This is a genomic window from Winogradskyella schleiferi (assembly GCF_013394655.1).
Lineage (GTDB): Bacteria > Bacteroidota > Bacteroidia > Flavobacteriales > Flavobacteriaceae > Winogradskyella > Winogradskyella schleiferi.
In genome coordinates, this window is the sequence record NZ_CP053351.1 from 3,846,712 (window position 1) to 3,866,503 (window position 19,792).

General features: G+C 36.1%; 14 protein-coding genes. 13 read left to right on the top strand and 1 reads right to left on the bottom strand.

Annotation, left to right across the window (positions count from 1 at the left end; translation table 11 throughout):
- The first annotated feature begins 3 nt into the window (after positions 1-3).
- The 7 genes from HM990_RS16655 to HM990_RS16685 all read left to right on the top strand — a co-directional run bounded on the left by HM990_RS16655 (position 4) and on the right by HM990_RS16685 (position 14,046).
- Positions 4-1,011, top strand: a complete 1,008-nt coding sequence (locus tag HM990_RS16655) for an alpha/beta fold hydrolase (protein WP_178990557.1) — start codon at positions 4-6, stop codon at positions 1,009-1,011.
- Between the two features lie 425 nt (positions 1,012-1,436).
- The gene (locus HM990_RS16660; RefSeq protein ID WP_229719296.1) at positions 1,437-6,533 is read left to right on the top strand and encodes a translocation/assembly module TamB domain-containing protein; all 5,097 of its coding nucleotides are present in this window, start codon (positions 1,437-1,439) and stop codon (positions 6,531-6,533) included.
- Between the two features lie 3 nt (positions 6,534-6,536).
- Complete coding sequence (gene tamL / locus HM990_RS16665) at positions 6,537-8,837, top strand: translocation and assembly module lipoprotein TamL (RefSeq protein WP_178990559.1); 2,301 nt, start codon at positions 6,537-6,539, stop codon at positions 8,835-8,837.
- A 177-nt stretch (positions 8,838-9,014) separates the two neighbouring features.
- Positions 9,015-9,488: a nucleoside deaminase gene (locus HM990_RS16670; protein ID WP_178990561.1), complete on the top strand. Its 474-nt coding sequence runs from the start codon at positions 9,015-9,017 to the stop codon at positions 9,486-9,488.
- Between the two features lie 176 nt (positions 9,489-9,664).
- Complete coding sequence (locus HM990_RS16675) at positions 9,665-11,080, top strand: FAD binding domain-containing protein (protein WP_178990563.1); 1,416 nt, start codon at positions 9,665-9,667, stop codon at positions 11,078-11,080.
- Entirely contained in the window at positions 11,073-13,397 is a 2,325-nt protein-coding gene (locus HM990_RS16680; protein WP_229719297.1) for a xanthine dehydrogenase molybdopterin binding subunit, read from the top strand. The genes HM990_RS16675 and HM990_RS16680 overlap by 8 nt, the downstream gene beginning before the upstream one ends.
- Positions 13,398-13,671: 274 nt before the next feature.
- A complete protein-coding gene (locus tag HM990_RS16685) occupies positions 13,672-14,046 on the top strand; it encodes a hypothetical protein (protein ID WP_229719298.1) in 375 nt (124 codons plus the stop codon).
- Positions 14,047-14,280: 234 nt separating this feature from the next.
- Here the strand turns inward: HM990_RS16685 and xdhC are convergent, their stop codons facing one another.
- A complete protein-coding gene (gene xdhC / locus HM990_RS16690) occupies positions 14,281-15,063 on the bottom strand; it encodes a xanthine dehydrogenase accessory protein XdhC (RefSeq protein ID WP_178990565.1) in 783 nt (260 codons plus the stop codon).
- Positions 15,064-15,240: 177 nt separating this feature from the next.
- Between xdhC and HM990_RS16695 the strand changes: the two genes are divergently transcribed.
- The 6 genes from HM990_RS16695 (at position 15,241) to arsM (ending at position 19,745) form a co-directional block, all read left to right on the top strand.
- Positions 15,241-15,576 (top strand): arsenosugar biosynthesis-associated peroxidase-like protein, encoded by a 336-nt coding sequence (locus HM990_RS16695; RefSeq protein ID WP_178990567.1) that lies wholly within the window; start codon positions 15,241-15,243, stop codon positions 15,574-15,576.
- Positions 15,577-15,656: 80 nt separating this feature from the next.
- Entirely contained in the window at positions 15,657-16,733 is a 1,077-nt protein-coding gene (gene arsS, locus HM990_RS16700) for an arsenosugar biosynthesis radical SAM (seleno)protein ArsS (protein WP_178990569.1), read from the top strand.
- Positions 16,734-16,735: 2 nt separating this feature from the next.
- A complete protein-coding gene (locus HM990_RS16705) occupies positions 16,736-17,230 on the top strand; it encodes a rhodanese-like domain-containing protein (protein ID WP_178990571.1) in 495 nt (164 codons plus the stop codon).
- Positions 17,223-17,891: a TIGR04282 family arsenosugar biosynthesis glycosyltransferase gene (locus HM990_RS16710; RefSeq protein ID WP_178990573.1), complete on the top strand. Its 669-nt coding sequence runs from the start codon at positions 17,223-17,225 to the stop codon at positions 17,889-17,891. The genes HM990_RS16705 and HM990_RS16710 overlap by 8 nt, the downstream gene beginning before the upstream one ends.
- Positions 17,888-18,700: a purine-nucleoside phosphorylase gene (locus HM990_RS16715; RefSeq protein WP_178990575.1), complete on the top strand. Its 813-nt coding sequence runs from the start codon at positions 17,888-17,890 to the stop codon at positions 18,698-18,700. Before HM990_RS16710 ends, HM990_RS16715 begins: the two co-directional genes overlap by 4 nt.
- Positions 18,701-18,776: 76 nt before the next feature.
- A complete protein-coding gene (gene arsM / locus HM990_RS16720) occupies positions 18,777-19,745 on the top strand; it encodes an arsenosugar biosynthesis arsenite methyltransferase ArsM (RefSeq protein ID WP_178990577.1) in 969 nt (322 codons plus the stop codon).
- The last annotated feature ends 47 nt before the right edge of the window (positions 19,746-19,792 follow it).

The window sequence follows — 19,792 nt, forward strand, 5'->3', positions numbered from 1 at the left end:
GAGATGGGAAAATTAAATTATATATATCTATCAGATTTTAATACCGAATCCGGAAAGGCTTATGCTATAAATCTATCTTACCAAACATTTGGAAAGGCGCTACATGAAGCTCCTATTGTTTTGGTAAATCATGCCCTTACCGCTAATTCTAATGTGATTGGAGAACATGGTTGGTGGAATGATTTAATTGGAGCAAACAAATGTATAGACACCAATTCATATAGCATTTTAGCATTCAATATTCCTGGAAATGGCTACGACACTAATGCCGAAAACTTAATCGAAAACTACAAAGATTTCACGGCTCGCGATATCGCTAAATTGTTTGCCTTGGGATTAGAGCAATTAAATATAGAACAGCTTTTTGCGGTTATTGGTGGTTCTGTAGGAGGTGGTATTGCATGGGAATTGGCTGCATTAAAACCTCAACTTATAGAACATTTAATTCCAATAGCAACCGATTGGAAATCTACGGATTGGTTGATTGCTAATTGCCATATTCAAGATGCAATTCTCAATCATTCAAGTGATCCACTGGCAGATGCTAGAATGCATGCTATGACGTTATATCGTACACCAGAATCATTAAAGCAGAAGTTTGAAAGAACTAAAAGAAACAAGGACCTTTTTAACATCGAATCTTGGTTAAATTATCATGGTAATGCGTTGAATAATCGTTTTAACCTATCGGCTTATAAAATGATGAATCAAATCTTACGCACTATTGATATTACTGAAGGACGAGGTGATTTTATAGACGTAGCTGCAAAAATTGAATCCGATGTACATATCATTACCATCAATTCCGATTTGTTTTTTAAAGCCGAAGAAAACTGGAATAGCTTTGTTGAACTGAAGAGTAGAAAAGAAAATGTCCATATTCATGAGATAAAATCAATTCATGGCCATGATGCCTTTCTAATTGAATTTGATCAGTTAGAGCGTTTTTTAAAACCTATTTTTAAAGTTAAAGTAAAAACTTCTGAAACTTCAGATAAGCAAGTGGCATAGTTAAATCAGATTTTGGACTCTAGATTCAAGTCCCAATTAATCTGAAACCAGCTGCAGCAAACGGCAGTAACGCTCGACATAAACAGGTCGTTTTGTTGGGAAACCATGGTAATCGCATCAGATTTTGATGGCATTGTTGATTCGATAAAAGGGCTTTGTACTGCTTAACACATTGAAAACATCAAATCGTATCTCATCGAAAAAGTGGAAAAGCATCTTCAGTAAAATGCTTCAAAATTATAGCTAAACATCAAATTTCTGCTGTGGAAATTATTGATCGCTTGATGTTTATTAATCCTGATGAATTTTTGAAACGAAATTTTAACTGAACAGCATTTATTTTTAGTTAAAATATTGGAGTGTCAGCGTTAATATTAATAGCAATAAAGACAATTATAATACATTTGTCCATTTATCTTTGAGACTTGGACAGCACCGAAAACATAGAACCCAAAACATCCAAAAAACGAGACTATCGTTGGATACGCAGAACTCTACGCGTGTTGTTGGGAATTCTTATATTTTTATTTTTGGTTATTCTTTTTGTAAGAAGTCCTTGGGGACAAAGTATAATTGTGGACAAAGTTGTAAACTATATCTCCAATAAAACCAATACTAAAGTTGACATAGAGAAACTTTTTATCACTTTCGATGGCGACGTGCAACTCGACGGCCTTTATTTGGAAGACAAAAAAGGCGATACCTTGGTCTATTCCAAATCCCTAGAAGCCAATATTCCACTCTGGAAAATGATAAGAGGCGAAGCCGTCGGTGTCGATGCTCTTGATTGGGACGGTTTGCGCGTCAATATTATTAGAAAAGATTCCATCGAAGGCTATAATTTTCAGTTTTTGATTGATGCTTTTGCAGCAACAGACAGTACAACTGTTGCTACAGATACAACTTCAACACCACTGAACCTTGTTCTTGGCAACTTAAACTTTAACAATTTTGATATCATTTTTGATGATGTGGTTGCAGGCATCGATTCCAGATTTAAAATCGGCAATCTGGAAGCTGATATGGAAACCACCAATGTAGAGGATATGGTTTTTAAGGCTTCAACCATTAATCTTAGCGATGCCAATATTAAATTTATCCAAAAACCTGTAGCGATTGATTCAACAGCTTCAGACGTGCCTTTGCCAAAATTCTCGTTTGACAATTTAAGCTTGAATAATGTGGTCGCTTATTACGAATCCCAACCCGACCGAATCATCGCAGATGTAGACATTTCGGAGTTTGCTACGGAAGTTCCAATTATCAATCTAGAAGCTAGTGATTTCAACCTTAAAAAAATAACACTCAAAAACTCTAGAATCAGCTTAACAACAGAAGCCGATATCAATGGACTCACACAAAAATTAGAAGAAATAAAAGACGATGCCAAAAGTGATATCAATAAATTTGAATGGCCTCAAATAAAACTAAATGTTTCCGAAATAGATTTTGAAAACAATCAATTTGATTATCGTGTCGGCAATGCAGAATCGGAATCAGATGTTTTTAATCCAAACGCTATTTCACTTTCTAACTTAACGCTTCAAGCCAAAGACATTTTGTTAGAAAATAAAAAAGCAACACTCAACTTAGCGCAACTAAAATTTAATGAAATCTCGGGATTTAACCTCAAGCAATTGGCTGTTAATTTTAAGGCTACGGACCAAAATATGCGTCTAGAGGATTTAAAATTCCAATTAAACGATAATGCTATTTCGGGTTATGCGCATTTAGATTACCAGTCGCTTTCGCAATTAATGGCTACACCTGAAACCACCAAAGTGAAATTGAATTTGCCAGCGTTTCGATTATCATTATCAGAACTTTTCAAATTTCAACCTGATTTAAAAAATAACGAATACCTAAAAAAAATAAGCGAAAAACCGTTTAAAGGATATCTCAATGCCTCAGGAACTTTAGCGTCCATAAATCTAACGAAAGCTGAAGTCAATTGGGGAAAATCAACCCAAATTTCCGCTACAGGATCCATTCAAAATGTTACAAATCCTGAAACTCTTCAATTCAACATTCCGCAGTTTTCTGCAAAAACAAAACGTTCGGATTTAATTCAATTTGTAAGCGAAAAAGATTTAGGAGTGAGTTTACCTAACGACGTTCAACTCGCAGGTAATTTCAACGGAAGTCCAGATGATATTTCAGCAAAAGCAAAACTAACAACGACCCAAGGTATTGCGACTATAGATGGGAATTTCAAAAATGCAAATACCATCGCTTACGATGCTACTCTTACCATTGAAGATTATAAAGTCAACGAATTGCTTAACAATCCTCAATTTGGAGCATTAAGCTTAACTATTGATTCCAAAGGAAGCGGAAAAACCATCAACACTTTGGATGCCTCTTTGGATGCGACCGTTTCAAAATTCCAACTTAATGACTATGCCATTAAAGATCTTAATATCAAAGGAAATATAAAAGATGGCAGTGGTAATGTGATTTCAAAATACAAAGACGAAAATCTAAATGTAAATCTAGATGCTTTTGTAGTTCTAGATTCTGTTGCACCAGAAGCCACATTAGAGTTGAACGTCATTGGCGCCAATTTGCAAGCACTTGGTCTAATGGGTCGCAACGTAAAAACTGGTATGAACATATATGTAGATTTCAAAGGAAATAGCGAGAGTTATGACGTGTCGGCAATTGTTAATGATGGTGTTGTAGTCTATGATAACAGAACCTATTTATTGGGTTCACTTAAGGCTTTGGCCCATGTTAGAACGGACACGTCTTCTGTGTCTTTAAGCAATAAAATGATTGATTTAGACTTAAAGTCAAATGCCGATCCCGCGACTTTTAGTAATGCCTTAAGACGTCATGTGTCCAGTTATTTTTATCGCGATGAGAAACTCCCAGATTCCATTACCCAATTCGTCAATCTAAAACTTGAAGGTAAAGTTTCAGAATCGCCCTTACTAAATGATGTGTTTTTGGTAAATGTAAAGGATTTGGACACTATTGATATTTCCATAGATTTTAACGAAAAAGCTCGAAAATTAAAGGCTAATATCACCGCACCACATATAAATTATAGTGGTAATGAACTCGATAGTTTAGCGTTTTCCATGAATACGGATAAGGACAATTTCAAATTTAATCTTGGCTTTAAAAATATAACCGCTGGACCTTTAGACATACCTAAAACCATCATTACGGGAAATCAGACCAATAATGAATTATCATTGAATTTTTTAGGCTTTCACGATGATGAAAAACTGATGAATGTCAATACAAAAATTACGGGAAATCGTGAACGCTTACAATTTTCAGTTAATCCTGATAGTTTAATATTGAATAAGGAAAAATGGATGATTCCATCGTCAAATGAAATTGTTTATGAGGACGAAAATCTGGAATTTACGGATTTTAAAATCACTAAAAACAATCAAACCATTGAAATTACGGATAAATTGCCCAACTTTTCAAAGCAACATATAGCTGTTGAGTTTGCTAATTTTGAAATCAATGAGGTCTTCAATTATTTGAATCCTGAATCTGAAATAGCATCAGGAAAACTCAATGGCAGTTTTATTCTCGAAGATCCTTTTACAAACACGGGTCTTGTTGCAGATTTAAGTATTGAAAAATTCAATGTTCTCAACACAGATTTAGGCATATTGAGCGTCAATGGAAACTCTCTTGGAGAAGGTAGTTATGCCTTTAACGCAGGATTAAAAGGAGGTGATATCGATTTTGATTTGGTTGGCGATTATATGGTCAATAATAACATAACCAATCTCGATTTGAATTTAGATATCAACACCTTTAAAATGAAAGCGCTCAACACCCTTTCGTTAGGTGAAATAAAAGAGACAGATGGGAGTTTTTCTGGTGCTTTTAAGGTTACAGGCACCACTACTGACCCACAATATAATGGTTCAGTAACGTTTAATAATGCGGATTTCAATATCGTAAAACTGAATACAAAATTCACGATGGCCAATGAAACGCTAAACATCAATAACGATGGCCTCTCCATGTCCAATTTTACCATAAGCGACGAGAACAATAATAATCTGATCTTATCTGGTGACATAGGTACCGAAAGTTTTATTAATCCAACATTTAATTTAAAGGTACAGGCAAAAAATTTCCAAGTACTAAATGCCACACAAGAAGATAATGAAGAATTTTACGGAAAAGTGACCTTTGACGCCAATGCCACTCTTACTGGTGATTTACAAATACCAAAATTAAGCGCTAAATTGACTTTAGGTTCTAAAACTGACCTTACCTATGTATTACCTTCAAGTCTCGCTAGTGTTGAGGAACGGGATGGTGTCGTTGTTTTTGTCAATCGTGAAAATCCTGATGCCATTCTTACACAAACCGAAGAACAAACGGCAACCATTAAAGGTTTTGATATTTCAACACAGATTAAAGTTGGGAAAGAAGCCGCAGTTACCATTATTATAGATGAAGAAACTGGTGATAATTTCAGGGTTTCAGGAGAGGGCGATTTCATATTTACTATGGTACCAAACGGACGCATTACACTTACAGGTGGTTATGAAATATCAGATGGCCATTATGAACTTAATCTTTATAATCTGGTCAACAGAAAATTTTTAATTGCACCTGGAAGTCGCGTGACATGGTCTGGAGATCCATTTGATGCGAAATTGGATGTCCGCGCCATTTACAATTTAGAAACTTCGGCTTCAGCACTTATGGCACCCCAAATTTCTGGAGCAGATCCATCCGTGAAAAGTAAATACAGACAGGTTTTACCGTTTAAAGTATATCTTAATATTGATGGCGAATTATTACAACCTAAAATCTCTTTTGCTTTGGATATGCCGGAAGAAGAACAAGGTGCCATTGGTGGCCAAGTTTATGGGAGAGTACAACAAGTTAACTCACAAGAAGGTGAACTTAACCGACAAGTGTTTTCATTATTAGTGCTTAACCGTTTTTACCCAGAACCCGGAAGTGACGGAAGTACTGGAGGATTCGCAACCATTGCTAGAGACAACCTTAACGATGCCGTTTCTGAACAACTAAATGCATTTTCAGATAAAATATTAGGCAACACAGGTATTGAGCTCGATTTTGGACTTGATAGTTATACGGATTACCAAGGAGATACGCCAACCAACCGAACACAATTGGATGTCGCAGCCCAAAAGAAACTTTTTAATGATAGATTAACGGTAAGAGTTGGTAGTGAAGTTGACATTGAAGGTAGTGGTTCTACAGAAGAAGAAACACCATTAATTGGTAATGTGAGTTTAGAATACACCCTTTCTGAGGATGGAAGATACCGACTAAAAGGTTTCAGAAAAAGTGAATTTGAAAACGTAATTGATGGCCAAACCATTGTAAGTGGAATAGCCCTTATTTTTACACAGGAATTCAACCAATTTAACGAACTTTGGGATGCTATTTTCCGTTCACAAAATGAGAAAGAAGAAAAACTGGAAGCTGATAAAAAAGCAGCTGAGGAAAAACTAAAAGCCAAAGAAGAAGCAACAGATAAAAGCATTGAACAGAAAAAGAATTAAAACTTGAACTTAAAAACGAAATACATAACCATCATCTCCATTATAGGACTGTTTTTATACTCATGTAGCATTAGAAAATACATTCCTGAAAACGAACGTTTATACACAGGCGCCACGATAGAGATTGATGCAGATTCCACGGTTCAGAATCTTGAAGATTTAAAAAGCGAATTGGAAACGGTTTTACGCCCAGAGCCGAATTCAAAATTCTTGGGCGTGCGTCCAGGTTTGTATTTTTATTACAAAAACCAAAAAGAGAAACCAGGATTTATTAACCGCTGGTTATTCAAACAAGTAGGCGAAAAACCAGTGTATCAATCAGATGTGGAAACTTTTGAAGTTGAAGAGATTTTGCGCAACAGGTTAGAAAACAACGGCTTTTTTTACAGTACGGCAAGCTCTTCATTTGAAGAAAAGGAAATAGAAGCCTCTGCGACTTATAATTTAAAAGTTCCCAAACCTTATACGATGGCTAGCTTCCAGTTGGATTCGATGCCATTACCAATTGAAAACGATGTAAAACAGGTAACAAACAACGCGGCTTTTCAAGAGACAAAGCGTTTCGATTTATCCAATATGAAACTGGAACGCCAACGTATAGATTCAGAATTAAAGAAAAAAGGTTATTACAATTTCAATCCTGATTTTTTCATTTTTCAAGCAGACACCAATCAGTACAATAACAAACGGTTTGATTTGTTCTTGAAGTTAAAAGCCGAAGTCCCTAAAAAAGCCTTAGTGCCTTATATTATAAAACAGGTCAATATTTACCCTAATCATGACCTGCAAGATTCCACACGGGCAACACCAGAACGTTTTAATGAGAAAAATTATATTCAGGATTCGTTGTTTTTCAAGCCAAAATATCTCGATAAGTTTATTACTTTAGAAGAAGAAGAATTCTACAATCCACAAACTTCAAAAAACACAGCGAGACGTTTATCCACCATTGGTGCTTATAAATATGTAAACATTCAATATAAAGAAATCGATTCGGCCTTAACGGATAGTTTAGGGGCTTTGGAAGCCAATATTTTCTTATCACCATTGACCAAACGTGCTTTGAGGACCGAACTACAAGCAGTTACAAAATCCAACAATTTTACAGGTCCAAATTTGGCATTGACCTATAGCAACAGAAACCTTTTTAAAGGTGGTGAAACGCTTAACCTTAGTACTAATGTTGGTTACGAAACACAATTTGGAAGTGGAGAAAACGCAGGATTGAGCAGCTTGGAAGTAGGACTGAAAGGCGAACTCATTTTTCCAAGGGTAATTTCGCCTTTTAATATCAACGACGATTTTTTCGAGTATTCCATTCCCAAGACCAAGACCAGTTTGGGCGTTACATTCTTAAACCGAAGCAAATTATATTCCCTACTTTCCGGAAATGCGCTATTTGGCTATGTATGGAATGCCAATCGTTACATCACTTATGAGCTCAACCCGATCTCAGTTAACTATACAAGCTTATCGAATACAACTGAAGAGTTTCAGGAAATTTTAGATGACAATCCCTTTTTACAACGCAGTTTTGACCAACAGTTTATTTCAGGATTGACATTTTCATTCACATATAATGGCATGGTCGATGCCAAAGATCCTAACCAGTTTTATGTAAATTCCACCTTAGATGTCGCTGGAAACTCAATTAGTCTTTTCGGACAAGAAAAAAACGCAGGAGAACCCAAGGAGTTTTTAGGTTTAGAATATGCCCAATATGCCAAAGCGGATATTGATGCCAGATTTCATCTAAATTTCGGAAAAAACAGAGAACAAACTATAGCGACAAGACTATTTGCTGGTTACGGGTTAGCTTATGGTAATTCTGATGTGATTCCGTTTGTAAAGCAATATTTTTCTGGAGGACCCTATAGCGTGAGAGCTTTTAGGATTCGTTCATTGGGACCAGGAACTTACGATGAGGATGCCGATCCAGATAGTGATGGAACGTTCTTTGACCAAACTGGAAACATACGACTAGAAGCCAATATAGAATACCGTTTTCCTATTTTTTCGTTTTTTAAGGGTGCTGTTTTTGCTGACGCAGGAAATGTTTGGAACTCCGTAGCAAATCCGACTTTTGAGGATGAAGATGGTACTGCACCAGATAAATTTACATCCAATTTTATAAACGAATTAGGGATGGGAGCAGGTTTTGGATTACGAGTAGATGTGCAAGGTTTCGTTATTCGGTTTGATTTGGCCGCACCTTTTCATGACCCATCATTGCCGGAAGGACAACGTTGGGATTTTAAAGCTGATGAACCTGTGCTGAACTTTGCCATTGGATATTCGTTTTAATATCGCCTGTATGGTTGAGCATTGGTTGAAATATAACATATTTTATTGAAAGCACCTTGCAAGGCAAGTCAACAGCTAATTATGCAACAAACTTTTCAAATAGACTAACTCTTTTATTTTGATTGAATTTAATACCTTTATTGAAATCAAAATTTAAAAAATAGACACTAATTATACATGACAGATAAAGAAAAATACATGCAAGAAGCAGTCAATGCTGCACTAAAAGGATTGAATAATAACGAAGGTGGTCCATTTGGCTGTGTGATTGTAAAGGACGGAGAAATTGTAGGACGAGGCAACAACAAGGTCACTTCAACCAACGATCCCACTGCACATGGTGAGGTCATGGCAATCCGCGATGCCTGCAAAAATCTCAATAGCTTTCAATTAGATGGATGTGAGTTATATACATCGTGCGAACCTTGTCCTATGTGTTTGGGAGCCATATATTGGTCTAGAGTAGATAAGGTTTACTATGGAAGTACCCAAGTTGATGCCGCCAATATTGGCTTCGATGATCAATTTATTTATGATGAAATTCCTTTGCCGTATGCGGAGCGAAAAATTCCATTTTTACAATTGGCACATGAAATTGCTTTGGAGCCTTTTCAAGAATGGAGTAAGAAAGAAGATAAGACTGAGTATTGAATTAATATTTATTAATTCAGATGTAATAGCAAACAAATCTAGAGATAATATTTCTTTCTTTTCAATACTTATCAACTGAACAAAACTAGGAATAAGCGAAGAGAAAGCAAAAATGCAAGTCCTAATTTCCGATAACGTCGGAACAATGAAATTAGACGAAAAAAATAATAAAAAAATTGATAACCTTCATCCTAAACAACAAAACCATAAAAACATCAGAAAATTCTGGAATGACCTTATTGGATTTTGTGCGTTACCAACAACGCCTCACAGGAACCAAAATTGGTTGTCGTGAAGGCGATTGTGGTGCTTGTACAGTTTTAGTGGGTACATTAAAAGCGAACGGGATTATAGAATATCAAAGCATTACTTCTTGTATTTCGCCATTGGGAAATGCACATGGCAAACATATTGTGACCGTTGAAGGCACCAATTTAAAAACCAAATTAACCGCAGCGCAAGAAGCTATGAAAGCCAATTACGCCACACAATGCGGATTTTGCACACCAGGTTTTGTAGTCGCATTAACTGGTTTTGCCTTATCGAATTCCGAGAAGAATTACAGCAACGCTTTAGATGCCATTAGCGGAAATATTTGTAGATGTACAGGCTATAAATCGATTGAAAGAGCAGCGCATCAATTGGTTGAGAATTTGGAGGGACATAAGGATTTTCAGTCCTTTGGTTGGTTGATTGATAATGGCTTTATTCCAGAGTATTTTGAAACTATTCCTGAACGAGTGAAAGATTTAGAACGTAAAGATTTAAGCCAACCCAAAGGAAAATATGTTTCAGGTGGAACGGATTTATACGTTCAACAAGCTGATAATCTCATCGCTAATTCAGTCCATCTTATTGCTGAAAAAGAGTATTTAAAAGGTATTACAATTGAAAATGAGATATGCACGATTGGGACAAACTCAACCGTCTCCGATTTATGGAACCATTCTGAATTGAACAGCTATTTTCCAAATCTCAAAAAGCATCTAAAGCTAGTGTCTTCAGAGCAAATTAGAAATATGGCTTCCTTTGGTGGCAACTTAGTCAATGCGTCGCCAATTGGCGATATGACGATTTTCTTTTTAGCTTTAAATAGTGACATTACAATCATTGACAAGAACCAAAACGAAAGAACGGTTGCACTTAAAAATTTCTATCAAGATTATAAAAAATTCGATTTAAGCGAAGGCGAACTTATCCAAGATATCAAGTTCAAATTACCAACAAATCAATCCTATTTCAATTTTGAAAAAGTCTGTAAGCGTACCCATTTAGATATTGCCAGTGTCAATTCTGCCATTCATATTTCTATAGAAAATAATACCATTTCGGAAGCACATGTGGCTGTTGGAGGTGTTGCTGCAATTCCGAAGTATTTACATAAAACTTCAAAATTTTTAATAGGAAAATCATTGACTTCTGAAATCATATTGGAAGCCAATGACAGCCTTCAAAATGAAATTTCACCAATTAGCGATGTTCGCGGTACAAGCGATTATAAACGGTTGTTGGCAAGACAATTATTCTTTGCGCATTTTACGGAATTATTTCCAGAGCAATTCACTTTAAACCACTTTGTTCAACATGCATAAAAACAAATCAAAAAACACGTTGAATTCTGAATTGGATGCGGTTTCAAAATCCCTCAAAAAAAGCATTAAAAACAGGGATTCTTACACGCACGTTCGTGGCGAATCTCTCTATGTTGACGATGTAAATATTAGACAAGGCACCTTTCACGCTGTGGTTTTTGATTCGCCAAAAGCTCATGGAAAAATAAAAAGCATCGATTATTCCAAAGCCGAAGCTTTGGAAGGTGTGCAACGTATTTTTACTTATAAAGATATTCCTGGCAAAAATGAAATTGGTGGTATCATTGCAGATGAACCATTATTTGCAGAAGACGAAGTCCATTTTTGGGGTATGCCTATTGCTTTGATTGTTGCAGAAACCGAATTTATTGCCAGAAAAGCAAGAGAATTGATAGACATCGACATCGAAGAACTCCCTGTGATTACTACTGCCAAAGATGCCAAAGCCAAAGGCAGTTTAATTAACAAACCACGTTCATTTTCCTTAGGTGATGCAGAAGAGGCGTTTAAGAATTGCGATTATATTTTTGAAGGCGAAACCTTTTCAAACGGACAGGAACATTTATACATCGAATCGCAAGGTGCTTACGCTGAACCGATGGAAAATGGCCATATAAAAATCACCTCGTCAACACAAGGGCCAACCGCTGTACAAGCTACAACGGCCAGAGTTTTGGGTGTTGCGATGCACAAAATTGAAGTAGATGTCACACGTCTTGGTGGTGGTTTTGGCGGCAAAGAAGACCAAGCAACACCTTGGGCTGTGATGGCTGCTCTAGCAACGTTTCATCTCAATCAATCCGTAAAATTAGTATTGAACCGTCACGACGATTTACGCATGACAGGCAAACGCCATCCTTATGAAAGCACCTATAAAATCGGCTTATCCAAAGACTTAAAAATATTGGCTTATCAAGCTGAATTTCTACAAAATGCGGGTGCTGCAGCCGACTTGTCTCCTGCCGTTGCTGAGCGAACCTTATTCCACGCCACAAATAGTTACTTTGTTCCCAATGTGAACGTTTCCGTAGCAAGTTGTAAAACCAATTTACCACCGAACACCGCTTTTCGAGGTTTTGGTGGTCCGCAAGGGATGTTCGTTATTGAGTCTGCCATAGCAAAGGCAGCTCATGAAATAGGTGTGAGTCCAAGACAGATTCAAGAAGCAAATTTATTGGGTGAAAATGATAGTTTTTCTTATGGACAAATTGCCAAATTGGTAGAGGCCAAAAATTCATGGCATTCGGCTAAAGATGTATTTGATATTGAAACCTTAGAACAAGAGGTTGAAAATTTCAATAAAACTAACTCAAGCTTTAAAAAAGGCATTGCTTTTATGCCAATTTGCTTTGGCATTTCATTTACCAACACACCAATGAACCATGCACGTGCCTTAGTTCATATTTATTTGGATGGCAGCGTTGGGATTAGCACAGCTGCTGTAGAAATGGGACAAGGCGTCAATACCAAAATGATGCAAATTGCGGCCGATGTATTTTCGATTCCTATTGAAAAAATTAAGATTGAAACGACTAATACCACTCGTGTCGCCAACACCTCGCCTTCTGCTGCTAGTTCTACTGCCGATTTAAATGGAAAAGCGACTTTAAAAGCCTGCAAGGCACTTTTGGAACGCTTGAAAAAAGTTGCGAAAGAAGAATTAAAAACTAAAAATGAGGATATCACTTTACGGTATGAATTTGTCCATATCAATAATAAAAAATCGGAATTGTCTTGGACAGAACTCATCAGTAAAGCCATGTTGAAACGTGTGGCTTTAACTGAAAACGCACACTATGCCACACCAGAAATCCATTTTGATAAAACCAAGGAAAAAGGCCATCCGTTTGCTTATCATGTTTACGGAACTTCCATCATTACAACCACAGTAGATTGTATGCGTGGCACTTATGAATTTGATTCGGTAAAAATCGTTCATGATTATGGTAAAAGTATGAGTGAAGGCATTGATTTAGGTCAGGTTGAAGGAGCTTTGGTTCAAGGTATTGGTTGGATGACGATGGAAGAAATAGCCTATAATCACGAGGGAAAATTATTATCCAATGCTTTATCGACTTATAAAATCCCTGATATTTTTTCAGTTCCAAAACGTGTAGAAACCTTACCCTTACAAACCAAAGGTCATAACTTGGCCATTTTAAAATCGAAAGCCGTTGGTGAGCCACCTTTAATGTATGGTATTGGCGCTTATTTTGCGATTCAGAATGCCATAAAAGCTTTTAATCCTAAATATGATATGAAGTTTCATGCACCAATGACACCTGAGAAGGTTTTGATGGGATTGTATGGGAAATAAGAACACAGATGACGCAGATTTATATGATTTATGCGGATAAAAAATAGAACGCTGATGAGGCAGATTGTTATGATTTTCGCAGATAAAGAAATCATATTTAATCTTAAAAAATCAGCGTCATCAGCGTTCAAAAAAAATCACAACTAATATCAAACACATCATCGCACTACATTACAAAAAACAAAACATCATCAAAGGCGCACTTATCTACAGTGCTGGTGATACCATTGCTGCATTGTTATTGGATGAATTTTCCATATATCGATTGTTAGGAATGATGTTCATTGGTGCCACATTCTATGCGTTTGAAATCCCAAATTATTTCGATTGGATTGTAAAAAAAACCATCCATCTAAAAGGTCTAAAAGCGACATTGGCTAAAACCTTATTAGCTATCGCTTATTTTAATCCACTTTGGATTGCTAGGCATTTATTCTTTATTCAATTGTTTTCTGGTCAGTTTAGTGATATTAACTTTAGTCTTTTAGAAATTGCTTTTTGGTCATTTTTAGTTAATATTCCTATTTCGTTTTTGGCGAATTATATCATTCAAAATCGATTTAAGATTAAATGGCGGTTTTTGGGATCTGCTGTTTTTTCCGCGATTATGGCTATTTATTATGCTTTGAGTGAGGTGATTTTTGTTTGATGAACAAATGCAGACCTTTCAGGTTTCAAAAACCTGAAAGGTCTAAACGAAATAGCCTGAACAGTCTTTTTTCGACCTTATATTTATGGAAGATAATTAACACTTAACTCCCAAATTTTCAGTATTAAAACTTGATGTGATAAATAATAAATTCATTCCGAACATCCCTCACATCCTTTCAAGTGGCGAATCTTTAGATTCAAATGAGTTGAATATCGCATTAAAAAGACAATCTTACAAATCAACTGAGTTTTTATAATGAACCTGAAGCAACTGTGCCACCACACTAATCGCAATCTCTTTTGGTGTATGGCCTCCAATATTCAACCCGATTGGGCAAACCACATTTTTCATACCGTCTTCCATATTCATGTCCTTAATTAACATATTATTGAAACGCACTTTTTTGGTTTTGCTACCTATTAATCCTAAAAACTTGGTTTCGTTTTGCAAGGCCATCGCAATAATATCAAAGTCAATCGCATGATTATGTGTGAGCACTAAAATATAACAACGATTTCCCCATTTTACAATATCACTGAAGGTTTTAAAATCGGTTTCCGTGGCTTGATGTGTCTTAATGCTTTCATCCAAATCTAAATTAGAAAACCAATCTTCTCTAGAATCTATAAGGTGGACTTCAAAAGGTGTATCGACTAACAATTTGGCAATTTCAACACCAATATGTCCCGCGCCAAATAAGTATAATTCTGGTGATTGGTTCATGGGTTCTATTATAAATTCAACTTTTCCGCCACAGCATTGTTCAAATTCAGGTCCTAAAGTGTATGTAGATTCAATAATTCTGTTCTCTTTTAATGCCCTAATAGCCTCGTCAATAGCTTTAAACTCTAGCTTCCCTCCTCCTATGGTCCCGTAAGTTTCTTTGTCCTTCCTCACTAGCATTCGCGAACCAACCCTACAAGGTGTTGACCCTAAGCATTTTGAAACTGTTAATAATGCCACAGGTTCTTGTTTCGCTTTAAATTCTGATAAAAGTTCAATCCAGTGTTTCATTTATTTAAAAACAGGAATTAAAAGTAAGACTTTTTTAGTGTATTCTATATTTCAATTGTTGCCTTAAATTAAATTAGCTTTCTGCTATTTTTTCTGTTAAGTTTGAGTTTATTTTTCGACAAAAACCCAATACGTATTTTTTACGTAAGTAATATAAAGAACTGAAAAACCATACAAATGTCTAAAACATACTACGATCCTGCAGATTTAAGAAAATTCGGAAACATTACCGAATGGAGTGAAGAACTTGGAAATAAGTTTTTTGAGTATTACGGAAAAGTGTTTGAAGAAGGTGCGTTAACCGCACGAGAGAAATCATTAATTGCATTAGCAGTTGCACATACCGAACAATGTCCTTATTGTATAGATGCTTATTCTAAAGATACGCTTCAACGTGGCGTTACTAAAGAAGAAATGATGGAGGCTATTCATGTTGGAGCTGCGATAAAAAGTGGAGCGACACTTGTTCATGGTGTCCAAATGATGAATAAGGTTAATAAACTGGATGGATAAACACGAAATACGATTGCAGATTTACGATTCTAGATTTTCCATAATTCGTAAATCGTAAATTGTAATTCATAAATCAAAATATGGCAGTAAAATCACTAAAAAAACAAGGAAGCGATTTAGCACAGAGCAACAAACAACTCGAAATTCTCTCGAATGGAATTTTTCAAAGTGGTGAATTGCCTACTTTTAAAAATAAGATTTCTGAAACCAATCAGTTTCCACTTAAAGCCAAAAAATTAGAGATTCTTCAAATTAATGTGGGTTATATGTGCAACCAAGTTTGCGATCATTGCCATGTAGATGCTGGTCCAGACCGAAAAGAGATAATGACACGGGACACCATGCGACAATGCCTCGAAGTGATTAAAAATTCTGGAGCCCATACCTTAGATTTAACTGGTGGCGCACCGGAAATGAATCCCGATTTTAGATGGTTTGTTGAAGAGGCTGCAAAAGTAGGCATCAAGGACTTTATAGTCCGTTCTAATTTGACCATTATCCGTGCCAATAAAAAATATTACGATTTACCCGAATTCTTCAAGAAGCATAATGTTCATGTAGTGAGCTCAATGCCACATTGGACAAGAGGTAAAACTGACAAACAGCGTGGCGATGGTGTTTTTGACAAATCCATAAAAGCTTTACAAGAATTAAATGCAGTGGGTTATGGCATGCCCAATTCTGATTTACGATTGGACTTGGTTTATAATCCTTCAGGCGCATTTTTACCTGGAGACCAAGCTTCCATGGAAAAGGATTTTAAGAAAGCTTTACTTGAAGATTTTAATATTCAATTTCATAATCTATTTGCCATTACTAATTTACCAATTGCACGTTTTCTGGATTACTTAATCGCTTCTGAAAATTATGAGGATTATATGTTTTCACTAGTAGAAGCTTATAATCCTGCGGCTGTAAAAAATGTGATGTGTACCAATACATTATCCATAAGTTGGGATGGTTATTTGTTTGATTGTGATTTTAACCAAATGTTGGAATTACCTGTGAATAGCAAGGTTAAACATATTTCAGAATATAATGAAGAACTGCTTGAAGGTCGAAATATTGTCATCTCGCAACATTGTTATGGCTGTACGGCTGGTGCAGGAAGTAGTTGTCAGGGAAATACAATTCCTGCGGAAGCAGGAATCTCATAATTATGAAAACGAAAATTATATACATATTCCTATTTTTTACTGCGTTCGGTTTTTCGCAAGAGACACTTACTGAATTATTGGATAGACATAATTCTGAAAGCGTGCCTTATATCTCTGTGAAGGAATTGGCGATGCCAAAAACGGAAGCCATCCTTTTAGATGCTCGAGAAGCTGAAGAATATAATGTAAGTCATTTAAAAGATGCCATTCATGTTGGTTATAATGATTTTGATTTACAGGAAACAACAAATCAACTTAACGACAAACAACAAACGATAGTTGTGTATTGCTCCTTAGGCATACGTTCTGAAAACATTGCTGAACAACTTGAGAAAGCTGGCTACACGAATGTTTTTAATTTATTTGGTGGTATTTTTGAATGGAAAAATAATGAATTTAAGGTTTATAATAACAAAGATGAACCCACAGAAAATGTCCATGCATTTTCAAAAACTTGGAGCCAGTGGCTCCTAAAAGGCAATAAAATATATGACTGATTCGCTTGTAATTGTGTTTGTAAAAAACATAAAATTAGGTACTGTAAAAACACGACTTGCTAAAACCATTGGAGACTTTGGAGCTTTTGAGGTGTATTCGGAATTGGTTAAGATTACAGAAAACGCCACTGAAGCATTAACGGTTGACAAACGTATTTATTTCTCAAATGCCGTGGTCGAAAGCAAGTGGAAAAACGATTTTAAAACCGTTCAAAAAGGAAAGGATTTAGGCGAACGCATGCTTAATGCTTTTAAAGATGGATTTGATTCAGGTTATAAAAAAATTGTTTTGATTGGTTCCGATTTACCTGATATTAATTCTACTCATATTACCAATGGATTGAAAGCCTTAGAAACCAACGACGTCGTCTTCGGACCAGCGGAAGATGGTGGATATTATTTAGTCGGTTTGTCTAAAATGAATTCTTCAATTTTTACGAATAAACCTTGGAGTCAACCTCATCTATTAGCAGAAACGTTACAAGAGTTACATAAAAATAATATTGCAGTTAGTACCTTGGACACTCTAAATGACATAGACAATTATGAAGATTTAATTGCTTCAGATTTTTATAAATCCAACTTAAAATTACAAGAAAAAATACAAGTAGAAATTTTAACCCATAAAACAGACTTCCTTTTTCAAGGAAGATATATATGATTAAATTTATTACTGAAAGCACAGCATACTTACAAAGCAAAGGTTTTGAAAATCCTGAAATCGGTATCATTTTAGGTACAGGATTAGGACAATTGATTGATGAAATTGAGATCTTAGCAGAAGCAAGTTATAACCACATACCTAACTTTCCAACAGCAACCGTTGAGTTTCATAAAGGCAAATTGATTTACGGCATTCTAGAAGGTAAAAAAGTTGTTGTGATGCAAGGGCGTTTTCATGTTTATGAAGGTTATACCTTGCAAGATGTCACGTTTCCTGTTCGTATTATGGAAAAATTGGGCATAAAAACCCTTTTGGTTTCCAATGCTTCAGGCGCTATTAATCTCAACTTTAAGAAAGGCGAATTAATGCTTATTGAGGATCATATTAATCTTCAAGGCGGTTCGCCATTAGCTTTTAAAGGTGTTTCGGAATTGGGTGAACGTTTTACCGATATGAGCGCACCATATGATGCTGAAATCAATTCGAAATTTGAAAGTATCGCTAAAGATCACAACATGACATTACATAAAGGGGTTTATGCATCTGTCGTTGGCCCTCAACTCGAAACACGAGCGGAATACAGAATGCTGAAAACTATTGGTGCAGATGCTGTTGGCATGAGTACAGTTCCAGAAATTATAGTTGCAAATCATTTGAATCTAAAAGCAGCTGCAGTTTCCGTGCTTACGGACGAATGTGATCCAGATAACCTTAAACCTGTAGATATTTCAGAGATTATTGCCATGGCCGAAAAAGCCGAACCGAATATGATTACATTATTTAAAGAGTTGATAAAAAGCATATAACAAGTTTTCAGTCGCAGTCGCAATTTTCAGGCTTACTGTTGCTGCAAACTGAGACTGAGACTGAATACTAAAAAAAATGAGTTACTTAGAAGCTACAAACGACCTATACAAAGAAGCAGCACTAACACCAGATGTTGGATTATGCTGTACTACAAATCCGATTTGGGAATTACCAGGATTAAAAATCCCCAAAATCATGCAAGAAATGAACTATGGCTGTGGCTCTACGGTTCATGCTCGTGATTTAACCAACAATCCAAAAATGCTTTATGTTGGTGTTGGTGGCGGTATGGAATTATTACAATTCTCATATTTTAATAGACAAAAAGGTGGTGTTATTGGAGTTGACGTTGTGGAAGAAATGCTAGAAGCCTCCCGTAGAAACTTTAAGGAAGCCGAAGCACAAAACGATTGGTTTAAATCAGAGTTTGTAGACCTTAAGAAAGGTGATGCTATGCATCTTCCTGTTGAAGATAATAGTATCGATGTTGCCGCTCAAAACTGCTTATTCAACATTTTTAAGGCTGAAGATTTGAAGAAAGCCATTGCAGAAATGTATCGTGTTTTAAAACCGCATGGTCGTTTGGTAATGAGCGATCCTACTTGTGAGCAACCTATGAATGAAGAACTTCGGAACGATGACAGATTACGTGCGCTATGTTTAAGTGGAAGTTTACCCATTGCTGACTATGTAAAAGCTTTAACTGATGCTGGTTTTGGAACTATTGAAATCAGAGCTCGTAAACCCTATAGAATTCTTGACCCGAAGCATTATCCAACCGACGAATTGATTTATATCGAATCCATAGAAGTAGCAGCCATAAAAGATCCTATGCCAGCAGATGGTCCTTGTATTTTTACTGGCAAAGCAGCTATTTATTATGGCGACGAAGATTATTTTGATGATAAAATAGGACATGTTTTACTAAAGAATCAACCTATGGCGGTTTGTGATAAAACTGCTGGTGCGCTGGCAACTTTAGGAAGGGATGACATTTTTATCAGTGAATCTACCTTTCACTATGATGGTGGAGGATGTTGTTAAATTCCTGCGAAGGCAGGAATCCCTTAATTGGATCTAAATTTATATCG

Bases quoted from the DNA above. Each gene is read 5' to 3' on its own strand.
- HM990_RS16705 (WP_178990571.1), top strand. From the start codon at position 16,736: ATGAAAACGAAAATTATATACATATTCCTATTTTTTACTGCGTTCGGT.
- HM990_RS16680 (WP_229719297.1), top strand. From the start codon at position 11,073: ATGCATAAAAACAAATCAAAAAACACGTTGAATTCTGAATTGGATGCG.
- HM990_RS16695 (WP_178990567.1), top strand. From the start codon at position 15,241: ATGTCTAAAACATACTACGATCCTGCAGATTTAAGAAAATTCGGAAAC.
- arsM (WP_178990577.1), top strand. From the start codon at position 18,777: ATGAGTTACTTAGAAGCTACAAACGACCTATACAAAGAAGCAGCACTA.
- xdhC (WP_178990565.1), bottom strand. From the start codon at position 15,063: ATGAAACACTGGATTGAACTTTTATCAGAATTTAAAGCGAAACAAGAA.
- HM990_RS16655 (WP_178990557.1), top strand. From the start codon at position 4: ATGGGAAAATTAAATTATATATATCTATCAGATTTTAATACCGAATCC.
- arsS (WP_178990569.1), top strand. From the start codon at position 15,657: ATGGCAGTAAAATCACTAAAAAAACAAGGAAGCGATTTAGCACAGAGC.
- HM990_RS16670 (WP_178990561.1), top strand. From the start codon at position 9,015: ATGACAGATAAAGAAAAATACATGCAAGAAGCAGTCAATGCTGCACTA.
- HM990_RS16715 (WP_178990575.1), top strand. From the start codon at position 17,888: ATGATTAAATTTATTACTGAAAGCACAGCATACTTACAAAGCAAAGGT.
- HM990_RS16685 (WP_229719298.1), top strand. From the start codon at position 13,672: ATGATGTTCATTGGTGCCACATTCTATGCGTTTGAAATCCCAAATTAT.
- HM990_RS16710 (WP_178990573.1), top strand. From the start codon at position 17,223: ATGACTGATTCGCTTGTAATTGTGTTTGTAAAAAACATAAAATTAGGT.